Genomic DNA, 25,119 nt, shown 5'->3' with positions numbered 1-25,119 from the left:
GATGCGGCGCTACGCAGAGCCGCATCGAACTCCGATCACAGGATGAAGCGGCTCAGATCCGTATTCTTGGCAAGCATCTCGACCTCGCCGCGCACGTAAGCGGCATTGATGGTCACCGTCTCGCCGGAACGGTCGGGTGCGGTGAACGACACGTCGTCGAGCACGCGCTCCAGAACCGTCTGCAACCGGCGCGCGCCGATGTTCTCAACCGTGTTGTTCACCTCGACTGCCACTTGCGCCAGCGCGTCGATGGAATCGTCCGTGAATACCAGCTCCACGCCTTCCGTCCTCATGAGCGCGACGGATTGCTTGATGAGGCTTGCCTCCGTTTCCGTGAGGATGCGTTTGAAATCCTCGACGGTAAGCGGTGACAGCTCCACGCGGATCGGCAGGCGGCCCTGCAATTCGGGGAGAAGATCCGACGGCTTGGAGACGTGGAACGCGCCCGACGCAATGAAGAGGATATGATCCGTCTTCACCGGTCCGTATTTGGTGGACACTGTCGTGCCTTCGATGAGCGGCAGCAGATCGCGCTGCACGCCTTCGCGCGATACGTCCGCGCCCGAGCGGCCTTCGCGCGCGCAGATCTTGTCGATCTCATCGAGGAAGACGATGCCGTTGTTCTCCACCTGACGCAGGGCTTCCTGCACGATGGCGTCCTGGTCGAGCATCTTGTCGGCTTCTTCCGTCACCAGCGGCTCGTAGGCTTCCTGCACCGTGGTGCGCCGCGTCTTGCGCTGTCCGCCGAAAGCCTTGCCGAACATGTCGGAGAGATTGATCGCGCCCACCGATGCGCCGGGCATGCCGGGAATCTCGAACATGGGCATGCCGCCCCCGCCCGATTGCTGCAGCTCGATCTCGATTTCCTTGTCGTCGAGTTCGTTGTTGCGCAGTTTCTTGCGGAAGGAATCGCGCGTGGCGGCGCTCGCCGTGGATCCGACGAGTGCATCGAGCACGCGCTCTTCCGCTGCAATATGGGCCTTCGCCTGCACCTGGCGGCGACGCTCGTCCTTCACGAGACCGATGCCGATCTCCACCAGATCGCGCACGATCTGCTCCACGTCACGGCCCACATAGCCCACTTCCGTGAACTTCGTCGCCTCGATCTTAATGAAGGGCGCGCCCGCAAGCTTGGCGAGACGTCGGGAAATCTCCGTCTTGCCGCAACCGGTGGGGCCGATCATCAGGATGTTCTTCGGCGCGACTTCCTCTCGCAGAGAGCCTTCCAGCTGCTGACGCCGCCAACGGTTGCGAAGCGCAATGGCGACGGCGCGCTTCGCGTCGTTCTGGCCAACGATGTAACGGTCGAGTTCGGAAACGATTTCGCGGGGGGAGAATGTGGTCATCAATCGGTCTTTCAGAGCCATCCAAAGGCGGAAATGAATTTATTCTGCTTCCAGCGTTTCAATGACGATGTTCGCATTCGTGTAGACGCAGATGTCGGCGGCAATCGCGAGAGAGCGGCGGACGATGGCTTCCGCATCCATATCGCTGTCGGCCAGCGCCCGGGCCGCGGCCAATGCGTAATTGCCGCCCGAGCCGATGGCCATGATCCCGTTTTCCGGCTCCAGTACGTCGCCGGCGCCGGAGAGCAGCAGGCCGACCTCCTTGTCGGCCACCAGCATCATCGCCTCCAGGCGGCGAAGATAGCGGTCGGTGCGCCAGTCCTTCGTGAGCTCCACGCAGGCGCGGGTGAGCTGGCCGGGATATTGCTCCAGCTTGGCCTCAAGCCGCTCGAAGAGGGTGAAGGCATCGGCGGTGGAACCTGCAAAGCCCCCGATCACACCTCCCTTGGACAGGCGGCGGACCTTCCGCGCGTTGCCCTTCACCACCGTCTGGCCGAGGCTGACCTGCCCATCGCCGCCGATGACGACGCGGCCCCCTTTGCGGACCATGAGGATCGTGGTGGCATGCATGCGGGGGGTAGCGTCTTCGGACACGAGGAGAGCTCCAACGGGCGGGGAGGGGAAAGCCTTACGAACCCTGACTTAATCACTCATTCCTTAAAAGCAACGCGGGTAGCGTTTCTTGCGCACTCTTGCTAGAACGCCCTCGTCTTACCTCTCCGCAAAGGACATTCATGATGCGCTCCGCGAGCGTCAGCCGTCGCACCGCCGAGACCGATGTCGCCGTGTCGATTGCCCTCGATGGCACCGGCAAGGCTGAGATCTCCACGGGGGTCGGCTTCCTCGACCATATGCTGGAACTCTTTGCCCGACACGGTCTCTTCGACCTGACCGTGAAGGTGACGGGCGACCTGCATGTGGACCAGCATCATACGACGGAAGACACGGGCATCGCGCTGGGCCAGGCCATCCTCAAGGCGCTTGGCGACAAAAAGGGCATCACCCGCTACGCGGATATCCATCTGCCGATGGACGAGACCCTGACGCGGGTCGCTCTGGACATTTCCGGCCGCCCGTTCCTGGTCTTCCGCACCTCCTTCCCCACGGAGAAGATCGGCGTGTTCGACACCGAGCTGGTGCGCGAATTCTTCCAGGCCTTCGCCGTCCAGGCGGGGCTGACCCTTCACGTGGAGACGCTCTACGGGGAGAACAGCCACCATATCGCCGAAAGCTGCTTCAAGGGCCTGGCACGGGCCTTGCGTCAGGCGGTGGCCATGGATCCGAGGGAAGAGGGACGCGTTCCCTCCACCAAGGGTACGCTCTAATTCAAGCAAGAGACACCTTGTCCGGCAAGGATTTCAGCTGGCCGGCAGGGCTTGAGGAAACGACGCCATGACCACCTATACCTTGCACCTTCCGCGCGATGCGCGGCCGGGTGATCCGGCTGCTTTGGACGAGGCGGAACTCGTGAAGGATGCGTTCTCCTGGGGCGCGTTCTTCTTCACCTTTCTCTGGTTTTTCTTCCACCGGCTCTGGCTTGCGGGCTTGGGCGTGCTGGTGCTCGTCCTCGCCTTCGGCGCGCTGATGCAGGTGCTGAACGTGCATGACGCCGCCGGCACCGTCGCGGCGCTTCTGCTGCAGGCTCTGATCGGCCTCGAGGCCAACAGCCTCAGGCGCTGGACCCTGGCGCGCCATGGCTATGCCCTTGCCGATGCGGTGACGGCCGCCGACAAGGACGAAGCCGAGGCCAAGGCGTTCGCCCGCTGGCTCGCGCCGCGTCCCGCCTCTACTCGCATTCCGGCGCCCGCGCCGGTTCCGACAACCCCTCGGAGGATCGATCCCGTGATCGGCCTCTTTCCCGATGCGGAGCGTCCCCGTTGAGCGTCGTCATCATCGATTACGGGTCCGGCAACCTGCACTCCGCGGCCAAGGCTTTCGAGCGCGCGGCCCGCGAGGCAGGCCTCGACGAAACCATTGCCGTTTCCTCCGATCCGTCTCTCGTCGCCAAGGCCGACCGGATCGTGCTGCCGGGCGTCGGCGCTTTCGCCGATTGCCGGCAAGGCCTCGATTCCGTACCCGGCATGGTGGAGGCGCTGCAGCGCGCCGTGCATGATGAGGGCCGCCCCTTCCTCGGCATCTGCGTGGGCATGCAGCTCATGGCGACGCGCGGCCTGGAACACACCACGAGCTACGGCCTCGACTGGATCCACGGCGATGTGAAGCCTATCGAGCCCAAGGACCCTTCCTTGAAGGTGCCGCATATGGGCTGGAACACGCTTGAGCTGGCAAAGCCTCATCCGCTGCTGGACGACATTCCCACCGGGCCCGACGGTCTGCACGCCTATTTCGTGCATTCCTATGCGCTCTCGCCCAGCGATCCGTCGGACGTTGTCGCGACCACCGATTACGGCGGGCCGGTCACGGCCATCGTCGGGCGCGACAACATCGTCGGCACCCAGTTTCATCCTGAAAAGAGCCAGGCGCTCGGCCTCAAGCTCATCGCCAATTTCCTGAGGTGGCGCCCGTGATTCTTTACCCCGCAATCGATTTGAAGGAAGGCCGCTGCGTTCGCCTGATCCAGGGCGACATGGACCAGGCGACGGTCTTCAACGACGATCCCGCCGACCAAGCCGCAATCTTCGAACGTCAGGGCTTCGAGTGGCTGCACGTGGTCGATCTCGACGGCGCCTTTGCCGGCAAGCCGATGAATGCTTCCGCCGTGGAGGAAATCCTCAAGCGTGTGAAGATTCCCGTGCAACTCGGCGGCGGCATCCGCGACATGAAGACCGTCGAGGGTTGGCTGTCCAAGGGTGTCTCCCGCGTGATCATCGGCACCGCCGCCGTGCGCGATCCGGCATTTGTGTGTGAGGCCGCGCGTCTCCATCCCGGCAAGATCGCGGTGGGCATCGACGCGAAGGACGGTCTCGTGGCCGTGGAGGGCTGGGCACAGACTTCCACCCTTTCAGCCGAAGAACTCGGCCGCCGTTTCGAGGATGCGGGCGTCGCCGCCATCATCTACACGGACATCGCCCGCGACGGCATTCTCAAGGGTCTCAACTTCCCGATGACGCTGGGCTTGGCCCGCGCCGTCTCGATCCCGGTCATCGCCTCGGGCGGCCTTGCTTCCATGGCCGATATCGAGCGTCTCACGCAACCCGATTGCGCCGTGCTCAACGGCGCCATTTCCGGCCGCGCGCTCTATGACGGGCGCATCGATCCGGAAGAAGCTCTGGCGCTGTTGAAATCCGTGCGCAAGGACAATGCCTGATGCTGAAAGTGCGTCTCATTCCCTGCCTCGATGTGAAGGACGGGCGCGTCGTGAAAGGCGTGCAGTTTGTCGATCTCGTCGATGCGGGCGATCCGGTGGAGGCCGCGAAAGCCTATGACGCGGCTGGCGCGGATGAGCTCTGCTTCCTCGACATCACCGCAAGCGTCGAAGCGCGCGGCATCCTGCTCGACGTAGTGCAGCGCACGGCCGAAGCCTGCTTCATGCCGCTCACGGTTGGCGGTGGCGTGCGCACGGTGGAGGACATCCGCAAGCTCCTGCTCGCGGGCGCCGACAAGGTGTCGATCAACACCGCTGCCGTGAAGAACCCCGACTTCGTGCGCGAAGCCTCGGAAAAGTTCGGCGCGCAATGCATCGTCGTCGCCATCGACGCGAAAAAGGTGTCCGGTGAAGGCGAGGAGCCACGCTGGGAAATTTTTACGCACGGCGGCCGCAACGCCACCGGCATCGATGCCATCGCCTTCGCCAAGCAGGTGGCGGAGCTCGGCGCGGGCGAACTGCTCGTCACCTCCATGGACCGTGACGGCACCAAGGGTGGCTATGACCTCGCGCTGGTTCGCGCCATCGCGGATGCCGTCTCCGTCCCCGTCATCGCCTCCGGCGGTGTCGGCAATCTCGACCACCTCGTTGACGGTGTCGAAAAGGGCCATGCCAGCGCGGTGCTCGCGGCCTCGATCTTCCATTTCGGAACATATACGATTTCGGAAGCCAAGGGCTACATGGCCGAGAAGGGCCTGAAGATGCGGCTAGACCGCGTTCAGTAGGTTCAGATGCCGATCAATCTGGGGATGTTAGACGAAGTCAGTCGTGACTTCGCCGCCTATGTTGCGGAACACAGGCCCGATTGGCTCGCGTATGCACGCTTGCTGCCTATTAGCGAGAATTCTAACCTGCATCATCTGGAGGTCGAGTTTCCCAACCAGCCCGGTGCAGAGGCTCAAGAGCCGTTCTGGATTTCAACCTATGGTGAAGAAGTCACTGTCGGACTGGATGCGCATCACGCGCATTTTCCTTGGCCAAAGGATTACAATGGAGAAGATGGCAGACCGGCTGCAATGAAATACATCCATGCGCTGATGAACGAGGAACTGGTGGTCGTTTCCTTCTGGGACGGTACTAGAATAAGATGCAGTTCGTCGGAGCAGCCTAAAAATCTGTCGATATATGAAGAACAGCCGGGCGGCGCATCGGAGCTGCGTATCAGGTCCTGGCGTGGAAGTTACAACAGGACTTTGCGGTTCGATTGGGATAGTTACCTCAAGACGATAAAAGGCTCACCTTCGTGACCTTCACAGAGAACTGCCAGTCAGCACTAATGCGGTTTTCTATGACAACCGCGGCCCCGACAGCATGAAAGAATTTTGCCCATGACGGTCTCCAACGAGGATGATCTGAACAAGCTCCGGGAGATCGGCAGGATCGTCGCCAATACTCTCGAGGCCATGGCTGCGGCCCTTGAGCCGGGGATGACGACGGCGGAGCTCGACATGATCGGGCGCAAACTGCTCGAGGAGGCTGGCGCTCGATCGGGCCCGGAGCTGGTTTACAATTTTCCCGGCGCGACCTGCATCAGCGTGAACGAGCAGATTGCCCACGGCATTCCCGGAAACCGCCGGATCGAGGCGGGCGATCTCGTCAACATCGACATCTCGGCGGAAAAGAACGGGATTTATGCGGATACCGGCGCGTCCTTCGCGGTGCCGCCCACCACTCATGCCGTCAAGCGGCTGTGCCAGGATGGCCGTCGTGCCATGTGGGTCGGTTTGCGCCAGGTCGGTGCCGACAAGCCGATCGCCGGCATCGGCCAGGCCATCGGGACATTCGCCAAGAAGAACGGCTATACCCTGGTTCGCAACCTCGCGAGCCACGGCATCGGCCATTCCCTTCATGAGGAGCCGGGGGAAATCCCCACCTGGCCCGTCCGGTCCGAGCGCCGGATCATGAACGAGGGACTCGTCTTTACGGTGGAGCCGTTCCTGTCTCTGGGCGCGAACTGGGCCACGGACGGCGATGACGAATGGACCCTGCTCAGCGACCCGCCCGCGCCGACGGTGCAGTACGAACATACGGTCGTCGCCACCCGTAACGGTCCCCTTGTCGTAACATTACCGGGCTAGTTCAAACCATGACCACTTTCACCCTCGACGATCTCTCCCGCATCGTGGCCCAGCGTGCAGCGGCTCCCACATCGGAATCCTATACGGCAAAGCTCCTGAGCGAAGGCCCCGCCAAGGCGGCCAAGAAGCTCGGAGAGGAAGCGGTGGAGGCCGCTTTGGCCGCCGTCCAGGGCGACCGGCAGAACCTCACGGCCGAGGCGGCGGACGTCCTGTATCATCTTTTGGTCGTGTTGCAGGGCGCGGATATTCCGCTAAGTGACGTTATGGCCGAATTGGAACGCCGCACCGCGCAGTCGGGGCTCGCCGAGAAGGCCGCGCGCAAGCTGTGACCTCACAGAAGGGGGCTCGCATGGATCAGCCCAACGTGGTTTCGCCCGAAACCGATGATGGCCTTTCGCCCTACCGCACCTTCACACGCGACGAATGGGCGAAGCTGCGTGCCGATGCGCCCATGACGCTCACCGCCGACGAGGTGGTGCAGCTGCAATCCCTCAACGACCCGATCTCGCTGGACGAGGTGGCGGCGATCTATCTGCCGCTGTCACGCCTGCTCTCGCTCTATGTTGCGGCCACCCAGGGGCTGTTCAGGGCAACACAGCGCTTCCTGCTCGCCGAGCAGGAGGAAAAGGTTCCCTACATCATCGGCGTCGCGGGCTCGGTAGCGGTCGGAAAGTCCACTACGGCGCGCGTGCTGAAAGCCCTTCTCGCCCGCTGGCCCAACACGCCGAAGGTCGACCTCGTGACCACCGACGGCTTCCTTCTGCCCAATGCCGAGCTGACGCGGCTCGGCCTGATGGAGAAGAAAGGCTTTCCGGAGAGCTACGACACCGGCAAGCTCCTGCGCTTCCTGGCCGACATCAAGGCGGGCAAACGCAACGTTAAGGCGCCGCTCTATTCGCACCTCGTCTATGATGTGGTGCCCGGCGAGGAAACGACGATCGACCGGCCGGACATCCTCATCGTCGAGGGCCTGAACGTGCTTCAGCCCGCGCGCATGCCGAAGGACGGCGAGGCCATTCCCTTCGTGTCCGACTTCTTCGACTTCTCCGTTTATATCGACGCCGACGAGGAGGACCTGCACCGCTGGTACGTGAACCGCTTCCTGCGCCTGCGCCATACGGCCTTCCGCGACCCGCTGTCCTATTTCCGCCGCTACGCGGAGCTGCCGGAGGCGGAAGCCATGAACATCGCCGACGGCCTGTGGAACCGGATCAACCTGCTGAACCTGCGCGAGAACATCGTGCCCACACGCCAGCGCGCCAGCCTGATCCTGACGAAGGGCGCGAGCCACCGGATCGAGACGGTGGCGTTGCGACGGCTTTAGAGCATTTCCCGCGAAGTGGCTCCGGTCCATCCTGAGAAGCGCCGTCAAGCAGGAAGAGTGTCGATTCCACGCAAGTGGAAACGACTCGCGGTATTGAACCCAAGAGTCCGTACGATGCGCTAATCCGCGAACGTCGTCCCCACCCGGCGCACGGTCGAGAAGCGGTTCTCGTAATAGACCGATGTGTAAGGCACCTGGACATATTCGAGCGTCTTGCGGGCAGCCCAGCCCGGGAGCGTGTCCCTGTACCGGGCGAAATTCGGATTCGGTCCCGTTCCAAACAGCACTTCGTTGAGATTCAGCCCGACCCCGACATAGAAGGATCGTTCAATCGGGTAGCCGAGTTCGCGCTCCTTCTCCTCGAAGCCGCGCGCATCGAAGCCGACATGTAGCTCGGCGTAGCGTAGCGGCGTGTCCTTGAGCGTTTCGAACCCACTGCCCTTCAGCGCCATGATGTAGCGCTGGCGCTCATATGGGGGAAGAATTCCGTTATCCCCTGTGATGCCGGGCCGCTCAAAGCTCGCAGGCGTATACATGATCCGCCAGTCCAGCTTTTCTCTCATCCCAGGAATTGAATTCCTGAAGACGGAGAAGAGGGCCCCGACACCGTTCGCCACGATATCCTCGCGCGAGAAACGGTGCCTGCCGGTGAACCCGTCCACGGTCTCCACCAATCCCATGATCCCGAATGCGACGAGTGCGGCCGTGATCGGAGCGCCCGCTGGGTTGGACGCATTCGCCCGGATCCTGTCCGTCAGAATGTCGGCGATGACATATGTCGAGAACGAATGGCCAATCTTATCCATTCCCCCGTGCCGGGTGTTCTTGGAGAACCATCCCTCCTCGATGGTCTGGAATCCGGAGGTATTGCCCCAATCCCAATCCTTGAGGCCGACAATGACAATGGCCGCCCCGACGATGGAGAGTTCCCACCGGACCGCATGCAGATGATCGCCCAGTTGGTTGAGTGAGTAGAAGGTCGGCGGGATAGGAGTCGGCTCGAGATCGGCAGGCGCGGACGACACGCCCGGTGCGGCCGCGACCGCTTGCGTCCCGTTCGGTTGCGCCAGGGATGCTTCCGGGCGAAGAAAGGTACCCAGAAGCGCAAAGCACGCGACGAAGGCGAACACCCGCATTGGCCGGTCCTCTCCAATGCCCCCTGGCCATACCTTATCTATGGCCCGGTGCGGAACTCAAGCCCCCTGGCCGAAGCGGCTCGGGGCGGGGCCGGGAGACGTCGAAGAAGGTAATCCGAGCCTTAAGATCGAGCACGGAATACGGGCATCCATGGATTCCATCCGTGAGGCTGTGCCAACCATTTCATAACCTTGAGCGTTGTGCCTCCGTAAGAGGGAGGCCGCATGTCCACGCCACCGGTCGAGGAAAAGCTGAAGCGCAGCGCCGAGCATGCGAAGGAAGCCGCAGAACAGACTCAGGAAGCGGCTGAGAACACGCAGGAAGCTGCCGAGCAGACACAAACGGCTGCAAAAACTACGGCCAAGGCAACCGTTCAGCTGAAAGACAGCGCCGATCGGCGCACGGAATTGGCTGCCAACCGCACCGTCTTTGCCGCCGAGCGCACCTATGCGGCCTGGGTGCGTACGGGCTTGGCTTCGCTCGCCTCCGGCATCGGCGCGCAGAAGCTCCTGGCTGGAGTGGTACCGGGATGGATGATCGTGTCGACCGGCTCCGTGCTGGTTCTGTTCAGCGCCTTCTGCTTCGCGGCGGCCGTGTGGCGTCAGCTGTTCACAGGCGCGCAGCCGCCGCATCCGGACGTGCAACGCCTTCCGCCGTATCTCTTGGTGATCTTCAACGGCTTCCTCGCCCTCGTCTCGCTCGCAGCCCTGTTCGGGCTGTGGTTCGGAAGAACGGGCGGCAATTGAGCGGCAGTGTTGCCTGCTTGGACGAGCGTTGCGGCTTGGACTAGTCTTTGCCGCGCAAGTTGCGAGCATGGGGTGACCGCATGAAACACCGGCAAATGGCGCTCACGCCCAACCTTGTCGCGTTCTGTCATCGCCCGCTCGAGGATCCTGGTCCTGAGCCGGGACTGCTCTATCACACGTCCGAAGACTATGATTCCATCGTTGCCAGGATGCTCGCATCGCATCCACCTGGGAAGGATGCTTGGCTTTTCGCCTATGGATCGCTGATCTGGAAGCCTGAAGTCGAGCATATCGAGGCCCGACGAGGTACGGCACATGGGTGGCACCGATCCTTCTGTTTCCGGATCACACGCTGGCGCGCCACGCGGGAGCAGCCTGGGCTCATGATGGCGATGGATCGCGGCGGGCAGTGCCAGGGAATGCTTTATCGACTTCCGGGGCACAATCTCAGCGAGCAGTTGGGAAAGCTGTTCCGTCGCGAGTTCACCGTGAAACCGGCAAACAGCATGCCACGCTGGATCAAGGTTGCGACTGAAGAGGGCCCTGTCACAGCCATCGCGTTCGTCATGAACAGGCAGGCGCCTGCTTATGTCGGAAGACTTACGCTTGAGGATGTGTCCGAGGCACTGGCAAAAGCCTGCGGCCATTGGGGATCAGGCGCGGAATATCTGCACAACACCGTCGTGCATCTGGAAGAGAACGGTATTCACGACAGCAATCTCTGGCGGCTGCAGAAGCTGGTTGCCGCCAGAATTGCCGTGTTGAAAGAAAACGGGGCCGGTCCTTAACCAAGCAGACCCTGTTGCTGCGCCAGCTCGCGCAGATTCGTCTGCGGGCGCGCGCCGAGGTGGCTGATGATTTCCGCCGCCGCCAGGCCGCCGAGGCGGGCGCAATCGGCAAGCTCCATGTTCTGCACGAGACCGGTGAGGAAGCCGGAGGCGAAGAGATCGCCCGCGCCGGTGGTGTCGACCACGCGCTCGACCGGAAAAGCCGGAACGGCCAGCGTCTCGCCGCGGCTGACCACAAGCGCGCCGTCCGCCGAGCGGGTAATGGCACCGAGCACCTTTTCCTCACGCAGGGCGGCCAGAGCGGCCTCGGGCGAGGAGGTGCCGTAAAGGCTCTGCAGCTCGTGGATATTGGCGAACAGAATGTCGAGGCTGCCGTCGCGCATGAGGCCGAGGAACTCGTCGCGGTAGCGGTCGACGCAGAAGGCGTCGGAGAGGGTCAGCGCCACCTTGTTGCCGGCCTCATGGGCGATCTTCACTGCTTTGCGGAAGGCTTCCTTCGCGAGCGGCGGGTCCCAGAGATATCCTTCGAGATAGACGATGGAGGAGGCGCGCACGGTCTCCGGGTTCACGTCATCGGGGGTCAGGTTCTGGCAGGCGCCGAGATAGGTGTTCATGGTGCGCTCGCCGTCCGGCGTCACCAGGATGAAGCTGCGCGCGGTGGCGGGGCCATCCTGCGCCGGAGCCACGTCGTAATGCACGTCGATGGCCTTGAGGTCGTGCGCGAAGAGCTTGCCCGTCTCGTCGTTCTTCACCTTGCCGATGAAGCCCGCCTTCACGCCGAAAGACGCCACGCCCGCCGCCGTATTGGCGCCCGAGCCGCCCGACACGATGATCGCCGGACCCATGTCCCCGTAGAGCTCCTCGGCGCGAGCCTCGTCGATGAGCTGCATGGCGCCCTTATGCACCTTCTTCTGGAGCAGGAAGGCCTCGTCGGTATGGGCGAGCACGTCAACGATGGCGTTGCCGAGCGTGAGCACGTCGATGCGGGTATGGGACATGGATGACCACGATGTTGCAAAAGGATGGGGCGCTTTGGCATCCAGCGCCCAGCGGGTCAAGGCTTAAGCCAACCTAGACTGCATCCTGCACGGCCTGGATCGGGACGGGCGTTCGCCGCTCGCGGCTCTGGGCGTGATCGAGAATGGCGAGCATGTCCTCGAGTTCGCCTTCCGAGAGATGGCGGATCTCCCGGGCGAGGCGGTTGGCGAGAAGCGTCGCCTTGGGGTCCATGCTGGCGGTCTCGATCTTCACGCGCGGATCGGAGAGGTCGGCAAGCCGCGTCAGCTCATCCGCCTCGTCCCAGATGATATGGAAATACTGCAGAACGCCCTGAATGAGAGCCCAGGTGGGCTTACCGCGCTCGCCGCGCTCCAGGGCCGAAAGATAGGCGCTCGACACGCCGAGATGGGCGGCCATGTCTTTCAACATCAATCCGCGCTCGCGGCGCAGCTGCCGCACCCGTTCGCCAAAGGGGGTCATGAAAGTTATCCCGCGCCCCGCCTGCGGCGGAGCCTGACATAGAGTGCACCGGAACCGCCGTGTTGGGGAGAGGCTTCCTCGAAGCCGACCACAAGAGATCTGAGATCCGGAAGTCGCAGCCAATGGGGCACTATGCGGCGCAACACGCCGCGCTCCTCGTAGAGGCCGCTGCTGACAGCTGCCCCGCCTTTGCCGGTGATCACCAGCACGACGCTGTGGCCGGAATTCTGCGCCCGGTGCAGGAAGCCGATGAGCGCGAAATGCGCCTCTTCCTGGCGCATGCCGTGCAGATCGATGACGCTGTCCACATCCTTCCGGCCCCGGCGCAGGGCCTGGAGCGTCTTGCGTTCCACAGGGGCGAGGGGCGGCAGCGACGGTGCTTTCGGCTGGGGAGGAAGCGCAGGCAGGGCGGCAGGCTTCAGCGCAACCTGCCGGGCAGGGGGTGCTGCTGGTTCTTCGTCCGGCTCGGGCTCCGGAGGAGGCATCTTGCCCTTCATGGGCTTCACATGGCGCGCCACGTGCGACCAGAGCCTCCGCTCCTCGGGGCTCAGATTCCGGGCGCGGCGCCTGGTCATCGCCTGGCTTTGGGCTTGAGGACCACGAAACGCGTGGTGTGACGCAGCAGACCGGCGCGGATGCCGGCCTCCTCTCCGCTGCCGAAAAAGAAGTCACCCCGCGCGGGGCCGACGATGGCCGAGCCCGTATCCTGCGCGATCATGAGGCGGCGCAGGGGTTCGGACCTGTCGAGGGTAAAAGGCAGGTCGCCCTCGAGCCAGAAGGGCAGGCCATATCCCCAGAGCCCACGGTCGACGGCCAGGCTGCGGCCGGGCACCAATGGAAAGCCCGCGCCGCCGATAGGCCCGTCCTCGGGCGCAAGCTCATCGGCCTCGCGGAAGAAGATATAGGATTGGTTCTGGCGCATCAGCTCCCGGGCAGGGCCGAGATTGTCCTTGAGCCAGCCCATGAGCTTGGCGAGCGTCATGGTTTCAAGATCCATCTCGCCCCGCTGCACCAGCACGCGGCCGATGGAGGTGTAAGGATGCCCGTTGCGCCCCGCATAGGCTACGCGCATGACCGACCCGTCCGTGAGGCGGATGCGGGACGAGCCCTGCACATGAATGATGAAGGCTTCCCCCGGTTCGCGAAGATAGACGACAGGCTTGGCGAGCGGTCCCAGGGCGCCGTCCTCGATGGCGGCGCGGTCGGGATAGGGCTCGTAGCCTTTGGCTGTCCGGCGCGCGGCCTGAAGACCCTTGTCGATGCCGGGCAGGGTTTGCCCTTGCGGGACGGTTACGAGATCGTCCGGCCGCGCGAGCAGGGGCACTTTGTAATGGGAATCGGGCGTGCGGGAGCCGAGGAACTCAGGCTCGTAATAGCCTGTGAGAAAGCCCCTGCCTGAATGGGGGACGACGGCGAAAGGCTGGAAATGCGTCTCGAAGAAACGGCGCGCCTCAGTACGCGGCAGGTTTTCGTGCTCGAGGGCCTTGCGGCAGATCGCGAGAAGCTCTCGGTTGGGGCTTTGCGCCGGGCGCAACTCGGCAGCGCTCGAATCGAGAGCGCGGCAAGAGCGCAGGAAGGCCTTGAAGGCGGCGGCATGATCGTCTTCCGCCCAGGAATCGAGATCCTTGAAGGAAAGAGCCTCAAGGCGCGCCTGGGCGGCCAGACGGGATGCGGCCTCGGCCTCCGGCATGGTCAGAGTCCAGGCGAGAAGGCACGCGAGAAGGGCTCGCCCCGCATGCCTCATTGCCCCGCTTCGGTCGCGACGAGCTGCCAGTTGGGATCGCGGCTGCCGAGCTGGCGGGCGAAGGTCCACACATCGGTGACCTCGGCCACCTGATCCGGGCTTCCATCCACCACTGTGCCGGATGTGTCGCGGGTCACGGTGATGAGCTGGGAGACGAAGCGCACCACGATCTGGGCGGTCTTGCCGTAGACCTCGGCTCCAGCCATCTCGGCCTTGTCGATGGAGACGAAGGTAGTCTCGACACGCTCGCCGCGCTGCTCGCGCTCGGTGATGGCGCGCTCGAAGCCCTCATAGACCTCGCGGGAGAGGAGATCCTTGAGCGTCTTGCGGTCGCCCGTGGCAAAGCTCGTGACGATCATCTCGTAAGCGCCCTTGGCTCCTTCCAGGAAGGTTCCGGGATCGAAGCCGGGCTCGGTGCGGGAGATGCTGTCGAGGGCCGCAGCCATCGGCGTGCCGGGTTCGGCGAAGCCCTTCCAGCGCTCGGCAGTCTGGACCTCGGCCGCCGGACGGGCGCCGTTGGCACCCGGAAGGCGCACTACATTGTGATCCGGCTCGGCCGGCGGATTGCCGGGACGTAAGGGGGCATCGCGGCGCGACAGCGGATCGAAGGGGGGCTGCTCATTGCCGGTCTTCTGTCCGAGCACCGAGCGGAGACGCCAAATGACGAAGATGGCCAGTACGATGAAAATAAGGGTCGTGATGTCGAAGGAATCCTGCATCGTCGATCCGTTGTGAGCCTGCCGGAATCCCAGCTGGCGCCGGGCGTTACCCCGAGTTGAAAGGATGTGTTCCTTTGCATATGGGGTCTTCCGGTCGTAACATCCACCTCTCCTCGCGACAAGCGAAGGAGGCGTGCAAATCTTGCTTCCTTGGGCGGAAACATGATAGCGCGAGGATCCATGGCCCGTTGCCGATCAGGTGCCTTCATCCGTGAAGCGCCCCGTCCGGGTCGATCGATTACCCTCTCTTCGGAGCATGAAACCATGGCCGACAACCCGGCAAACAACGGAGCGCCCGGCGGCATGCCCGCGCTGAACGCCCTTGCGCAGTACTGCAAGGATTTCTCGTTCGAGAACCCCAACGCTCCCCGCTCCCTCCAGCAGCAGTCGGAAGGCCCGCAGATCAACCTGCAGGTCAATGTGAACGCCAAGCAGCTGGCTGAGGCCGATTTCGAGGTGGATCTCACCCTCGAGGGCAATGCCAAGGTCGGCAACGATGTGCTGTTTGCCTTCGAGCTCACCTATTCGGGCGTGTTCCGCGTCCAGAACATCCCGCAGGACCAGCTGCATCCGGTGGTGATGATCGAGTGCCCGCGCCTGCTCTTCCCCTTCGCCCGTCAGATCGTGGCGGATTCGGTGCGCAACGGCGGCTTCCCGCCCCTCTACATCGACCCGATCGACTTCGTGGCTCTCTACCGCCAGCGCGCGTCCGAGATGCAGGCCGAGCAGGGCGGCCAGACCCTCTCGTAAGACGGTTTTTCGTTTTCCTGATCAAAGGCGGAGCGGGCGACTGCTCCGCCTTTTTTATTGCCCATAACGACGCCTCACGCCCTACGGCGCAGCCCGTCTTGAAAGGCGAGGCGCCTCAGGAATGGGGGCAGCCGTTGGTCGGCAGGCACCTTCTTACGACGCTTCCGGCGAGGCCTCACCGAGATATTCGCGCCAGAGCGAGGTTGCGCCGAGCTGCTCGATGAAGGCTGCATGCGCAGCGCGTTCTTCATCCGTGAGGCGCGAAATCATGGGACGGGGCTTGGCCTCACGCCGTGCGTTCGCATCCCCTCTCATGGCCATGGCGCCGCTCTTGACGGGCTGGGCGGATAGATCGAAGCCCACCTGCCGTCCGCCGATCAGCTCAATATAGACTTCCGCGAGAATCTCGGAATCGAGAAGCGCGCCGTGCTTGGTGCGCTTGGAATTGTCGATGCCGTAGCGCGAGCAGAGCGCATCCAGGTTGTTCGCTGCGCCGGGATGCTTGCGGCGCGCCATGATGAGCGTGTCGACTACATCCGGCAGGCTGAGCTGCGGATGGCCCGTTCGCGCGAATTCCGCATTGATGAAGCCGATGTCGAAGGGGGCGTTGTGAATGACGAGACGCCCGTCGCGGATAAAATCGTAGAACTCGTCAGCGATCGCAGCGAAGACCGGCTTGTCGGCGAGGAATTCGTCGCTCAGTCCATGGACGGCGAATGCGCCGGGATGAACCGGGCATTCGGGGTTGATGTAGACGTGATAGGTCTTGCCCGTCGGAATGTGATTGAGCAGCTCGACGCAGCCGATTTCGACGATCCGGTCGCCCTTGGCGTGATCGGTGCCGGTGGTTTCGGTATCGAGAACAATCTCACGCAACATCGTCAAACACTCACAAATCTGCGGCGGCCCGGCCGCCCCGCGAGACAGACCAGAATAGAACGCACCTGAGCCTCGGCGGAAGCAAAGCCGCGGCTGGTATCGACAAGAAAATGCGCGCGCTGGCGCTTCTGCGCATCGGGCATCTGTTTACGCAGGATTGTATGAAAAGTCTCTTCCGTCATGCCTGCGCGCGCCATGACACGCTGACGCTGCACGTCTTCCGGTGCGGTGACGACGAGAACGGCATCGCAGCGCTTCTCACCCTTCATCTCGAACAGAAGCGGGATATCGAGCACGGCGAGGGAAGCTGTTGAAACGCGCGTCAGAAAATTTTCCTCTTCCTCACGCACCAGCGGATGCACGATGCCTTCCAGCTGCTTCAGCTTCTCTGCATCGTTGAGCACGGCATCGGCGAGCCTTCGGCGATCCACTACGCCGTCATTCACTGTTCCCGGAAAGGCTTTCTCGATCAGCGGCGCGGCGCGTCCCCGATAAAGCGCGTGAACGGCGGCATCCGCGTCGTAGACAGGAACGCCAAGGCGGCGGAAGAGGTCGGCGGTTGCCGATTTTCCCATGCCGATGGAGCCGGTCAGTCCGAGCACGAAGGTCATTTCGCGCTCTCGAGATCGGCGACGATCAATGCGCGCAGTTCCGGCGTCACTTCGGGTTTCACGCCGAACCAGCGCTCGAAACCGGGAACCGCCTGGTGCAGCAACATCCCCAGCCCGTCGACAATGCGCAATCCGTGCGCTTCCGCTGCAGCGAGCAGGGGCGTTTTCAGCGGCACATAGACGATGTCGGAGACAATCGCCTTGCCTGGCGCCTTGGCGAGATCGAGATGCAACGGCGCCTGCCCCGCCATGCCCAGCGACGTGGTGTTGACGATGAGCTGCGATCGACCGAGCGCCTGATCGAGATCCTCCCAGGAAAGCGCCTTCAGTTCGACCGAGCCGTATCGCGCAAGATCGCGCACGAGTTCTTCAGCCTTCGCGATTGTGCGGTTGACGATGAAGATGCGCTTGATCGGCCGATCCTGCAGACCCGCGACGATGCCGCGCGCGGCGCCGCCGGCACCGAGAATGAGCGCAATATCCACATCCTGTTCCCATCCTGTCCCCAGGGTCAGATCGAGATTGGTCATGAAGCCGAGGACATCCGTGTTGTCGCCCCACAGCTCTCCGTTCTCGATCCAGATGGTGTTGACCGCCTTCAGGCGCTCAGCACGTCCGGTCTTTCGCGCAACGCCCGCGAAGGCAGCCTCCTTGTGCGGGATCGTGACATTGCCTCCGGCGAAGCCCTGCCCATGAAAACTGTTCAGGAAATTCCCGAAATTCACAGGCTCCACGTCGATGCGCTCATAGGACCCGGTGATCCCGTGCTGCTTCAGCCAGAATCCGTGAATGAGCGGCGAGCGGGAATGCTTGATCGGATGGCCAACGATGAAGGCCTTGGTCATGACGCGGGAATCCTAAAGAGCAAGGCAGCCGAGACGGCGCAAAGCGGAGAGAAGCGGGAGCAGGGGAAGCCCCAGAATGGTGGAATGGTCGCCCTCGACGGATTCGAACAGGTGAACTCCGAAGCTCTCGTATTGATAGATGCCGACGCTGTGGAGCACGTCCGGGCCCGCGAGTTCGAGATAGAGGTCGATGGCTTCGTCGGTCAGCGGCCGCATGGTGAGGATGGCGGTCGCGTTGAAGCTCTCCACCACCCTCCCGCCGATGGCGATGGCGCCGGCGGAATGGAGTGCATGACTTTTCCCGGCGAGCGCCTGCAGATGCCGGCGCGCGGCTTCGCGGTTCGCCGCCTTGTGAAAGATTGTTCCGCCGCAGGCGAGAACCTGGTCGGCGCCGAGCACCACGCGTTCCGGGTGACGAAGGCTCACGGCAACCGCTTTCTCGGCGGCAAGGCGCGCAGCGAGGGAGAGCGGATCGAGCTTCTCGGATTGCGCCGCTTCTTCGACCGCCCGTTCGTCCACATTCGGACTTTGCGTCTCGACGGACAAACCTGCGCTCACCAGCAGCGCAAGACGCGTTGCGCTGGTGGAGGCAAGAAGAAGTTTTTCCGATGGAGACCAGAGCGCGGGCACGGTTTTACTCGGCAATGAATTTCAGGCGATGGTCGCGATACAGATCGATGATCGCCGCCGCCGTCTCCTCGATGGAACGGCGTGTCACATCGATCACCGGCCAGCCATGGCGGGCGAAGAGACGCCGCGAGGCCGCGATTTCCTCCGCCACCGAGTCGCGGTCCACATAGGATGTATCGTCATCCGCCTTCAGGCTGAGCAGCCTGTTCTGCCGGATCTGCACGATGCGTTCCGGCGTCGCCACGAGACCGACGATGAGAGCCTTTCTGGAGGCTTCCAGTTTCGGCGGCAGCGGCATTTCCGGAACGAGAGGAAAATTGGCCGTCTTCAACCCACGATTGGCGAGGTAGATGGCCGTCGGCGTCTTCGAGGTGCGGCTCACCCCCATGAGGATCACATCCGCATCGTCCAGATCGTCGGGCAAGTGCCCGTCGTCGTGGAGGAGCGTGAAGTTCATGGCGTCGATGCGCTTGAAATATTCCGCGTTCAGCATGTGCTGCGCACCGGGCCGGGCGGTGGAATGCGTGCCGAGATAGGACGAGATCATCTGGTGCACGGGCTCCAGCACGGAGAGATAGGGCGAGCCGGTAGCGCGGCAGACCTCTTCCAAGCGGGTCGTCAGGTCGTTGTCCACAAGGGTATAGAGCACGATGCCCGGCGCGGTTTCGATTTCTGAGAGCACGCGCTCGAGCTGCGTGGTCGAACGCACGAGCGGATAGACATGCTCGATGGCGGCTACCCCTTCATATTGCGCCACCACCGCGCGGGCGACAGTGATCAGGGTCTCGCCGGTCGAGTCGGACACGAGATGGAGATGGAAGTAGCTGCGTCCCGCCACGGCGGATCTCCCAGGCTAGCGCATCGTTCGGAAAGCGATCCGGTTTTCCGCTTAGACGATGCGCTCTTATATAGAAAGCAGCATCGGGTTTTATCCCAAAAGTGCAAATCCACTTTTGGGTCCCATCCTCTGGAGCGGCGCGCTCGGTGCGCAGGAGTCGATAAATGTGGATAGAACGCCTCCTTTTCGGGCTCCAGCGGGAGGGGCTGTGATCAGCCGGGGGAACCATCAACAATTCAACCTCATGTGTGAGTCTGAATTCTCACAGATGGGGGAATCCGGCACGAATCATGTTTCAACGTGACGTTAACCTTCCGTTCAAATTCGTTAACGGGCTGTTAAGGTTTAAGAATTCGGAAATGATTGAGGCAGGCACGCCCCAACCATTAATGAACAGTTAACCGCCTGCCCTATGTGGAAGGGTTGTGGACGGGGTTGCGGCTTTGCGATTCACGGCCCAAGAGAAACATCAGATTCTTAGATTCAAAGATTATTCTTATTTGAGAGGGCCTGTGAGCGAGCGTCCCACCAAAGCGATCCTCCGCGTGCTGAACGGAGAACCTGTTTGGCCTCTGCCGATCTGGATCATGCGCCAAGCCGGCCGTTATCTGCCGGAATACAAGGAAACCCGGAAACAGGCAGGGTCCTTTCTCGACCTCTGCTACAATCCAAGGCTTGCCGAAGAGGTGACGCTCCAGCCGATCCGCCGTTTCGGCTTCGATGCCTCGATCCTGTTCTCCGACATCCTGGTCATTCCTCATGCGCTCGGCCAGGACGTGCGCTTCGTAGAGAATGAGGGGCCCAAGCTCGATCCGGTCACCTCGGAGCAGGATTTTTCGAGGCTTGCCGAGGAACTGCCGCTGGAGCGCCTCGATCCGGTCTTCGAAACCCTCGACCGATTGAGCAAGTCCCTTCCCAAGGAGACGACCCTTCTCGGCTTCTGCGGCGCTCCCTGGACGGTGGCGAGCTACATGATCGCCGGCAAGGGCACACCGGACCAGGCGCCCGCCCGGATCACCGCCTATCGCGATCCCGCGTTCATGGACGCGCTCATCGACCGGCTGGTGCGGGCCTCCACCGCTTATCTCATCCGCCAGATCGATGCGGGCGCGGAAGCGGTCCAGATCTTCGAGAGCTTCGGTTCGGCCCTGCCGCCCGCTCTCTTCGACAGGCTCTCCCTCAATCCGATCCGCCGAATGGTGGAAGGCTTGAAGGCCGTCCGGCCTCAGGCCAAGGTCATCGTCTTCGTGCGCGGCGGCGGCGCGAACCTTCACCGCTTCGCCTCGGCCGGGATCGGCGACGCCCTGGCCCTTGACTGGACCCTCGATCCGGCTCTCGTGCTGCCGACCCTTCCAGGCAGTCTCGCTACCCAGGGCAATCTCGATCCGCTCGCGCTGATCGCTGGCGGCGTGCCGATGGAGCAGGGGATCGACCATATCCTTCAGGCCGTGCGGGGCCGGCCGCATATCTTCAATCTCGGCCACGGCATCCTGCCGGAGACGCCGATCGCGCATGTCGAGCAGATGATCGCTCGCGTTCGGGGGGCTTAAGAACGATGCTGTATCTGTGGCTGAAAGCGTTTCACGTCATTGCCGTGATCGCCTGGATGGCGGGCATGCTCTATCTGCCGCGCCTTTTCGTCTATCACGCCGATACGCCAAGGGGTTCGATCCAGTCCGAAACCTTCAAGATCATGGAGCGGCGGCTCTTGAAGGCGATCATCAATCCGGCGATGATCGTCACCTGGGTGCTCGGCCTTTACCTCCTCTGGGACGGCGGCTGGTATAAGTCCGGCTGGATGCACGCGAAGATCGCCCTCGTGCTGATCATGTCGGGCCTGCACGGCGTCTATGTCCGCCGCCTAAAGGACTTCGCCGCGGACAAGAACACCAAGCCTGCGAAGTACTATCGCATCCTCAACGAGGTGCCGACGGTGCTGATGATCGGCATCGTGATCCTGGTGATCGTGAAGCCGTTCTAAGGGTACCTGACAAAAACACTGTTCGAACCGAGTAGCGGCGTCTCGAAGGAGGCTCCAGGGACACTGGAGACGATTACCCTTCGAGACGCCCCGCTCCTGAGGGCGAGGCTCGCTCCTGTTCGGGAATATCCAAACAGGACTTGAGAAAATCCGCGAACGCGGCTATAAAGAACTCCTCTTCCATAAAAAGACAGGTTGCGCTGCACGGGCCCCCAGGGCTCTTTCAAGTCACCTCTGGTGAACGGAGCGGCCCTGTCGAACTTTCCCCTGATCTCCCCGCGCAGTTTCTCATCCGCGCATTTTACCCCGAGAGTGTTCCCCGATGAGGGAAATCAAACTTCAAGACCTGAAATCCAAAACCCCTACCGAACTCATCACCTTCGCCGAGGAGCTCGAGGTCGAGAACGCGAGCACGATGCGCAAGCAGGAGCTCATGTTCGCCATCCTCAAGCAGCTTGCCGCGCGTGAGGTGGAGATCATCGGCGCGGGCGTGGTCGAGGTGCTGCAGGACGGCTTCGGCTTCCTCCGCTCGGCCGATTCGAACTACCTGCCTGGTCCCGACGACATCTATGTGTCGCCCAGCCAGATCCGCCGTTTCGGACTGCGCACCGGCGATACGGTGGACGGCCCGATCCGGGGACCGAAGGAGGGCGAGCGCTACTTCGCGCTGCTCAAGGTCAACACGATCAATTTCGAGGATCCCGAGAAGATCCGGCACAAGGTGCATTTCGACAACCTGACGCCGCTCTTCCCGCATGAGCGCTTCAAGCTCGAGATCGACGATCCGACGCGCAAGGATTTCTCGCCGCGCATCATCGATATCGTCTCGCCCATCGGTAAGGGCCAGCGCGCGCTCATCGTCGCGCCGCCGCGTACCGGTAAGACCGTTCTCATGCAGAACGTGGCGCAGTCGATCACCACCAACCACCCCGAGTGCTACCTCATCGTGCTGCTTATCGACGAGCGCCCCGAGGAAGTCACCGACATGCAGCGCTCGGTGAAGGGCGAGGTCGTGGCCTCCACCTTCGACGAGCCGGCGACCCGCCATGTGCAGGTGGCCGAGATGGTGATCGAGAAGGCCAAGCGCCTCGTCGAGCATGGCCGCGACGTGGTCATCCTCCTCGACTCGATCACGCGCCTGGGCCGCGCCTACAACACGGTGGTGCCGTCCTCCGGCAAGGTGCTGACCGGCGGTGTGGACGCCAATGCGCTTCAGCGCCCGAAGCGTTTCTTCGGTGCGGCGCGCAACATCGAGGAGGGCGGTTCGCTCACCATCATCGCCACCGCGCTGATCGATACCGGCTCGCGCATGGACGAGGTGATCTTCGAAGAGTTCAAGGGCACCGGCAACTCGGAAATCATCCTTGACCGCAAGGTTGCCGACAAGCGCACCTTCCCGGCCATCGACATCACCCGTTCCGGCACCCGTAAGGAAGAGCTGCTGGTCCCGAGCGACACGCTCAAGAAGATGTACGTGCTGCGCCGCATCCTTAACCCGATGGGCACGGTGGACGCCATCGAGTTCCTGCTCGACAAGCTGCGTCAGACCAAGTCGAACAGCGAGTTCTTCGACTCGATGAATACCTGAGCCGCTTTATCCGGCTTCGAACATGGCCCCATCCTCCGACAAGAGGGTGGGGTTTTTGTTTGGTCAAAACACTCCCATTATGAACAGGATGAGCAGGGTGAGGCCAACGGAAACCAGGAGCGAGCCTGCACAGCCGATCCGGTTTGAGAAGAAAAAGAACATCGTCGCTTCCAGCTTTGTCGGAGGTGAAAGCGCTGGGCGGCCTGCCTGTTCCTATGGCGACAGCATCTCCTGCACCTGAGCTTTCATGGCCTCCACTGTCGAGACCGGAAGCGAGCAGCGTTGACCGGCGCAGACAAGAGCTTGTGCTCCACTGCCCGACGAGGCGAGGGATCGCGCCGGATGATTTTCATCGAGAATCTCCCCCGGGTGCAGCCACCGTACGCTTCGGTCGAGATAAGGCACTTGCATCGCTCCCATGTGAAGCGGCTCCGCATCGTTTCCCGTGACGAGAATGCTCAGGCTCCGCAGGTGCAGATCGAGGGCGTTGAGGATCGAGGTGTGCCCGAGCGGAGAGGAGCGGGCTATGCCGACAAGCTGGGCGAGAATCTCCGTTGCGCGCTGATGATCGTGCTGCGTTTCCGTGATCTGCGCGAGCCGGACGAGAGCCTCCGCGAACACGCCATTGGCATTGGGTACGGCTTCGTCATGAGTGGGCTGCGGCCTGACGACCAAAGGGTCAGCTCCCTTGGCGGTCATGGCGAGACATCCGCTTTCCTCGATCATGAATTCATCGAGCAGCACATCGCGCCAGGTTTCGGCATCGCGCAGATAGGAAGCGTCCCGCGTGATTTCATGCAAGGCGAGGGCTGCCCGCATCATCGCGGCATGATCGAGGGCGAAGCCTGGAAAGATGAGAGAGCCTTCGCGCCATGAATGTCCGAGCCGTCCTTCGCGCCTCATCGAATCGGAGATGAAACGATAAGAGCGCCGAGCGAGCGCGATCCATTCCGGATGGTCGAGGAGCGGAGCAGCGCGCACGAGCGCCGTAATCATCAGGCCATTCCAATCCGCGAGCACCTTGTCGTCGAGTCCGGGACGAACCCGAGTGGATCGCCGCTCCAGCAGTTTCGCACGCATGATCGCAAGACGTACTTCGACGGGGGGAGGGGCCTCGCCGGTGATGAGCCGGTTCGGGATGTTATGGCCCTCGAAATTTCCCTCATCGGAAATGTCATAGACCTTCGCGAAGAAGGCGGCATCTTCTTCGCCCAGCACCTCTCGCACCTCGGCGAGATTCCATACGTAGAAGCGGCCCTCTTCGCCTTCCGAATCCGCATCGAGGCTCGAGGCGAATGCGCCTTCCTTCGTCACCATCTCGCGTTCGAGCCAAGTGACAATCCCCTCCGCCGCATCCTTGAAGAGCGCGCGACCGGTCTCCGCATAAGCGAGCGCATAGAGTTCCAGGAGCTGCGCGTTGTCGTAGAGCATCTTCTCGAAATGCGGTACGAGCCACCGCTCATCCACGGAATAGCGGGCGAAACCTCCGCCGAGGTGATCGCGAATCCCGCCGAGCGCCATCTGCTCCAAAGTGAGAAGAAATTTTGCGCGGGCGTCAGTGTCGCCGGCGCGACGGGCATAGCGCAGCAGATACTCGAGGATCGGTGGATTTGGAAATTTCGGCGCGCCCTGCAATCCGCCATGCTGCGTGTCGATCAGTTCCGACAGGCGCAGACCCATCCGGTCGAGATCGGCGAGACCCAAGGTGCCGCCGTCCGAATCCGTGCCTTTCGACAGATGCGTTTTTAGGGCATCCCGATTTTTGAGAATGCGCTCCGGTTCCGCGTGATAGAGACGGCTGATCTCGTTGAGCACCTGCACGAAGCCCGGACGTCCGAAACGGGGTTCCTTCGGGAAGTAGGTGCCGCCCCAGAAAGGCTCGCCGTCGGGAGTCAGGAACATGGTCAGCGGCCAGCCGCCCTGCTCGCCGAGGAGATGGAGCGCGCTCATATAGACATGGTCCACATCCGGTCGCTCTTCCCGGTCGACCTTGATGTTCACGTAAAGCTCATTCATGACCGCCGCCACCTCAGGGTCTTCAAAACTCTCGTGGGCCATCACGTGACACCAATGGCAGGCTGCATAGCCGATGGAAATGAGGATCGGCTTGTTTCGCCGTTTCGCCTCGGCCAAGGCTTCCGGTCCCCATTCCCACCAATGGACAGGATTGTCGCGGTGCTGCAGGAGATACGGCGAACTGGCATTCCCGAGGCGGTTCATGGATCCTGCTCCCAATGAGGCATCATGGGAAAGGGCAAGTCGACTCGGATCGGTATCGATCTTTGCCCTGCCTCCCGTTAAGCGTTCTTCA

General features: G+C 62.5%; 29 protein-coding genes. 15 read left to right on the top strand and 14 right to left on the bottom strand.

What is annotated here, in order from left to right:
• Positions 1 to 35: 35 nt before the first annotated feature.
• Positions 36 to 1,346, bottom strand: coding sequence for an ATP-dependent protease ATPase subunit HslU (gene hslU, locus BLP10_RS06645; protein WP_091132328.1), 1,311 nt, complete (start codon positions 1,344 to 1,346; stop codon positions 36 to 38).
• Positions 1,347 to 1,385: 39 nt separating this feature from the next.
• The gene (gene hslV, locus BLP10_RS06640) at positions 1,386 to 1,916 is read right to left on the bottom strand and encodes an ATP-dependent protease subunit HslV (protein WP_091132324.1); all 531 of its coding nucleotides are present in this window, start codon (positions 1,914 to 1,916) and stop codon (positions 1,386 to 1,388) included.
• 167 nt (positions 1,917 to 2,083) lie between these two features.
• On the opposite strand from hslV, the gene hisB reads away from it, so the two are divergent.
• The 9 genes from hisB (at position 2,084) to coaA (ending at position 8,073) form a co-directional block, all read left to right on the top strand.
• Positions 2,084 to 2,671 (top strand): imidazoleglycerol-phosphate dehydratase HisB, encoded by a 588-nt coding sequence (hisB, locus tag BLP10_RS06635; RefSeq protein ID WP_091133462.1) that lies wholly within the window; start codon positions 2,084 to 2,086, stop codon positions 2,669 to 2,671.
• Between the two features lie 67 nt (positions 2,672 to 2,738).
• A complete protein-coding gene (locus BLP10_RS06630) occupies positions 2,739 to 3,227 on the top strand; it encodes a DUF2628 domain-containing protein (protein ID WP_091132320.1) in 489 nt (162 codons plus the stop codon).
• A complete protein-coding gene (hisH, locus tag BLP10_RS06625) occupies positions 3,224 to 3,874 on the top strand; it encodes an imidazole glycerol phosphate synthase subunit HisH (RefSeq protein ID WP_091132316.1) in 651 nt (216 codons plus the stop codon). The genes BLP10_RS06630 and hisH overlap by 4 nt, the downstream gene beginning before the upstream one ends.
• Complete coding sequence (gene hisA / locus BLP10_RS06620) at positions 3,862 to 4,614, top strand: 1-(5-phosphoribosyl)-5-[(5-phosphoribosylamino)methylideneamino]imidazole-4-carboxamide isomerase (RefSeq protein WP_175493809.1); 753 nt, start codon at positions 3,862 to 3,864, stop codon at positions 4,612 to 4,614. The genes hisH and hisA overlap by 13 nt, the downstream gene beginning before the upstream one ends.
• Positions 4,614 to 5,396: an imidazole glycerol phosphate synthase subunit HisF gene (gene hisF, locus BLP10_RS06615; protein ID WP_091132312.1), complete on the top strand. Its 783-nt coding sequence runs from the start codon at positions 4,614 to 4,616 to the stop codon at positions 5,394 to 5,396. Before hisA ends, hisF begins: the two co-directional genes overlap by 1 nt.
• A 6-nt stretch (positions 5,397 to 5,402) precedes the next feature.
• Positions 5,403 to 5,918 carry a hypothetical protein gene (locus BLP10_RS06610; protein ID WP_091132309.1) on the top strand — a complete coding sequence of 172 codons (516 nt, stop codon included), beginning with the start codon at positions 5,403 to 5,405 and terminating at the stop codon, positions 5,916 to 5,918.
• An 81-nt stretch (positions 5,919 to 5,999) separates the two neighbouring features.
• On the top strand, positions 6,000 to 6,749 hold the full coding sequence (map, locus tag BLP10_RS06605; RefSeq protein WP_091132306.1) for a type I methionyl aminopeptidase: 750 nt from the start codon (positions 6,000 to 6,002) through the stop codon (positions 6,747 to 6,749).
• An 8-nt stretch (positions 6,750 to 6,757) separates the two neighbouring features.
• Positions 6,758 to 7,078, top strand: coding sequence for a phosphoribosyl-ATP diphosphatase (locus BLP10_RS06600; protein ID WP_091132302.1), 321 nt, complete (start codon positions 6,758 to 6,760; stop codon positions 7,076 to 7,078).
• Positions 7,079 to 7,098: 20 nt separating this feature from the next.
• Complete coding sequence (gene coaA, locus BLP10_RS06595) at positions 7,099 to 8,073, top strand: type I pantothenate kinase (RefSeq protein WP_091132297.1); 975 nt, start codon at positions 7,099 to 7,101, stop codon at positions 8,071 to 8,073.
• Between the two features lie 119 nt (positions 8,074 to 8,192).
• On the opposite strand, the gene BLP10_RS06590 is transcribed toward coaA, so the two are convergent.
• Positions 8,193 to 9,209: a DUF2279 domain-containing protein gene (locus BLP10_RS06590; protein WP_091132293.1), complete on the bottom strand. Its 1,017-nt coding sequence runs from the start codon at positions 9,207 to 9,209 to the stop codon at positions 8,193 to 8,195.
• Between the two features lie 225 nt (positions 9,210 to 9,434).
• On the opposite strand from BLP10_RS06590, the gene BLP10_RS06585 reads away from it, so the two are divergent.
• Positions 9,435 to 9,956, top strand: a complete 522-nt coding sequence (locus BLP10_RS06585; protein WP_091132289.1) for a DUF202 domain-containing protein — start codon at positions 9,435 to 9,437, stop codon at positions 9,954 to 9,956.
• Positions 9,957 to 10,036: 80 nt separating this feature from the next.
• Positions 10,037 to 10,744, top strand: coding sequence for a gamma-glutamylcyclotransferase (locus tag BLP10_RS06580; RefSeq protein ID WP_091132286.1), 708 nt, complete (start codon positions 10,037 to 10,039; stop codon positions 10,742 to 10,744).
• Here the strand turns inward: BLP10_RS06580 and BLP10_RS06575 are convergent.
• From BLP10_RS06575 to BLP10_RS06555, 5 genes are all read right to left on the bottom strand, one after another.
• Positions 10,741 to 11,742, bottom strand: coding sequence for an adenosine kinase (locus BLP10_RS06575; RefSeq protein ID WP_091132281.1), 1,002 nt, complete (start codon positions 11,740 to 11,742; stop codon positions 10,741 to 10,743). The genes BLP10_RS06580 and BLP10_RS06575 overlap by 4 nt on opposite strands.
• Positions 11,743 to 11,815: 73 nt before the next feature.
• Positions 11,816 to 12,223: a helix-turn-helix domain-containing protein gene (locus tag BLP10_RS06570; RefSeq protein ID WP_091132277.1), complete on the bottom strand. Its 408-nt coding sequence runs from the start codon at positions 12,221 to 12,223 to the stop codon at positions 11,816 to 11,818.
• Between the two features lie 5 nt (positions 12,224 to 12,228).
• Complete coding sequence (locus tag BLP10_RS06565; protein WP_091132274.1) at positions 12,229 to 12,798, bottom strand: Smr/MutS family protein; 570 nt, start codon at positions 12,796 to 12,798, stop codon at positions 12,229 to 12,231.
• Positions 12,795 to 13,967 (bottom strand): murein transglycosylase A, encoded by a 1,173-nt coding sequence (mltA, locus tag BLP10_RS06560; RefSeq protein ID WP_091132271.1) that lies wholly within the window; start codon positions 13,965 to 13,967, stop codon positions 12,795 to 12,797. Before mltA ends, BLP10_RS06565 begins: the two co-directional genes overlap by 4 nt.
• Complete coding sequence (locus BLP10_RS06555; RefSeq protein WP_091132268.1) at positions 13,964 to 14,686, bottom strand: Tim44/TimA family putative adaptor protein; 723 nt, start codon at positions 14,684 to 14,686, stop codon at positions 13,964 to 13,966. Before BLP10_RS06555 ends, mltA begins: the two co-directional genes overlap by 4 nt.
• A 264-nt stretch (positions 14,687 to 14,950) precedes the next feature.
• Between BLP10_RS06555 and secB the strand changes: the two genes are divergently transcribed.
• Positions 14,951 to 15,436, top strand: a complete 486-nt coding sequence (secB, locus tag BLP10_RS06550; protein WP_091132265.1) for a protein-export chaperone SecB — start codon at positions 14,951 to 14,953, stop codon at positions 15,434 to 15,436.
• Positions 15,437 to 15,589: 153 nt separating this feature from the next.
• On the opposite strand, the gene dnaQ is transcribed toward secB, so the two are convergent.
• The 5 genes from dnaQ to BLP10_RS06525 are packed head-to-tail and all read right to left on the bottom strand — an operon-like array spanning position 15,590 to position 19,239.
• Positions 15,590 to 16,315 carry a DNA polymerase III subunit epsilon gene (dnaQ, locus tag BLP10_RS06545; RefSeq protein WP_091132261.1) on the bottom strand — a complete coding sequence of 242 codons (726 nt, stop codon included), beginning with the start codon at positions 16,313 to 16,315 and terminating at the stop codon, positions 15,590 to 15,592.
• Between the two features lie 2 nt (positions 16,316 to 16,317).
• Positions 16,318 to 16,926, bottom strand: a complete 609-nt coding sequence (gene coaE / locus BLP10_RS06540; protein ID WP_091132257.1) for a dephospho-CoA kinase — start codon at positions 16,924 to 16,926, stop codon at positions 16,318 to 16,320.
• Positions 16,923 to 17,771, bottom strand: a complete 849-nt coding sequence (locus tag BLP10_RS06535) for a shikimate dehydrogenase (protein WP_091132253.1) — start codon at positions 17,769 to 17,771, stop codon at positions 16,923 to 16,925. The genes coaE and BLP10_RS06535 overlap by 4 nt, the downstream gene beginning before the upstream one ends.
• Positions 17,772 to 17,783: 12 nt before the next feature.
• Entirely contained in the window at positions 17,784 to 18,401 is a 618-nt protein-coding gene (locus tag BLP10_RS06530; RefSeq protein ID WP_091132246.1) for a Maf family protein, read from the bottom strand.
• 4 nt (positions 18,402 to 18,405) lie between these two features.
• Complete coding sequence (locus BLP10_RS06525; protein ID WP_091132243.1) at positions 18,406 to 19,239, bottom strand: pyruvate, water dikinase regulatory protein; 834 nt, start codon at positions 19,237 to 19,239, stop codon at positions 18,406 to 18,408.
• A gap of 512 nt (positions 19,240 to 19,751) precedes the next feature.
• Between BLP10_RS06525 and hemE the strand changes: the two genes are divergently transcribed.
• The 3 genes from hemE (at position 19,752) to rho (ending at position 22,808) form a co-directional block, all read left to right on the top strand.
• Positions 19,752 to 20,789, top strand: coding sequence for a uroporphyrinogen decarboxylase (gene hemE / locus BLP10_RS06520; protein ID WP_091132240.1), 1,038 nt, complete (start codon positions 19,752 to 19,754; stop codon positions 20,787 to 20,789).
• A 5-nt stretch (positions 20,790 to 20,794) separates the two neighbouring features.
• Entirely contained in the window at positions 20,795 to 21,220 is a 426-nt protein-coding gene (gene hemJ / locus BLP10_RS06515) for a protoporphyrinogen oxidase HemJ (RefSeq protein WP_425286939.1), read from the top strand.
• Between the two features lie 322 nt (positions 21,221 to 21,542).
• Positions 21,543 to 22,808, top strand: coding sequence for a transcription termination factor Rho (gene rho, locus BLP10_RS06510; RefSeq protein WP_091132236.1), 1,266 nt, complete (start codon positions 21,543 to 21,545; stop codon positions 22,806 to 22,808).
• 213 nt (positions 22,809 to 23,021) lie between these two features.
• Here the strand turns inward: rho and BLP10_RS06505 are convergent, their stop codons facing one another.
• Entirely contained in the window at positions 23,022 to 25,028 is a 2,007-nt protein-coding gene (locus BLP10_RS06505; protein WP_091132233.1) for a thioredoxin domain-containing protein, read from the bottom strand.
• Between the last annotated feature and the right edge of the window lie 91 nt (positions 25,029 to 25,119).

The sequence above is a fragment of the Microvirga guangxiensis genome, from assembly GCF_900102135.1.
Taxonomy (GTDB): domain Bacteria; phylum Pseudomonadota; class Alphaproteobacteria; order Rhizobiales; family Beijerinckiaceae; genus Microvirga; species Microvirga guangxiensis.
Note: the sequence above shows the minus strand (reverse complement) of the source record. Positions and strands in the feature narration are given on the sequence as shown.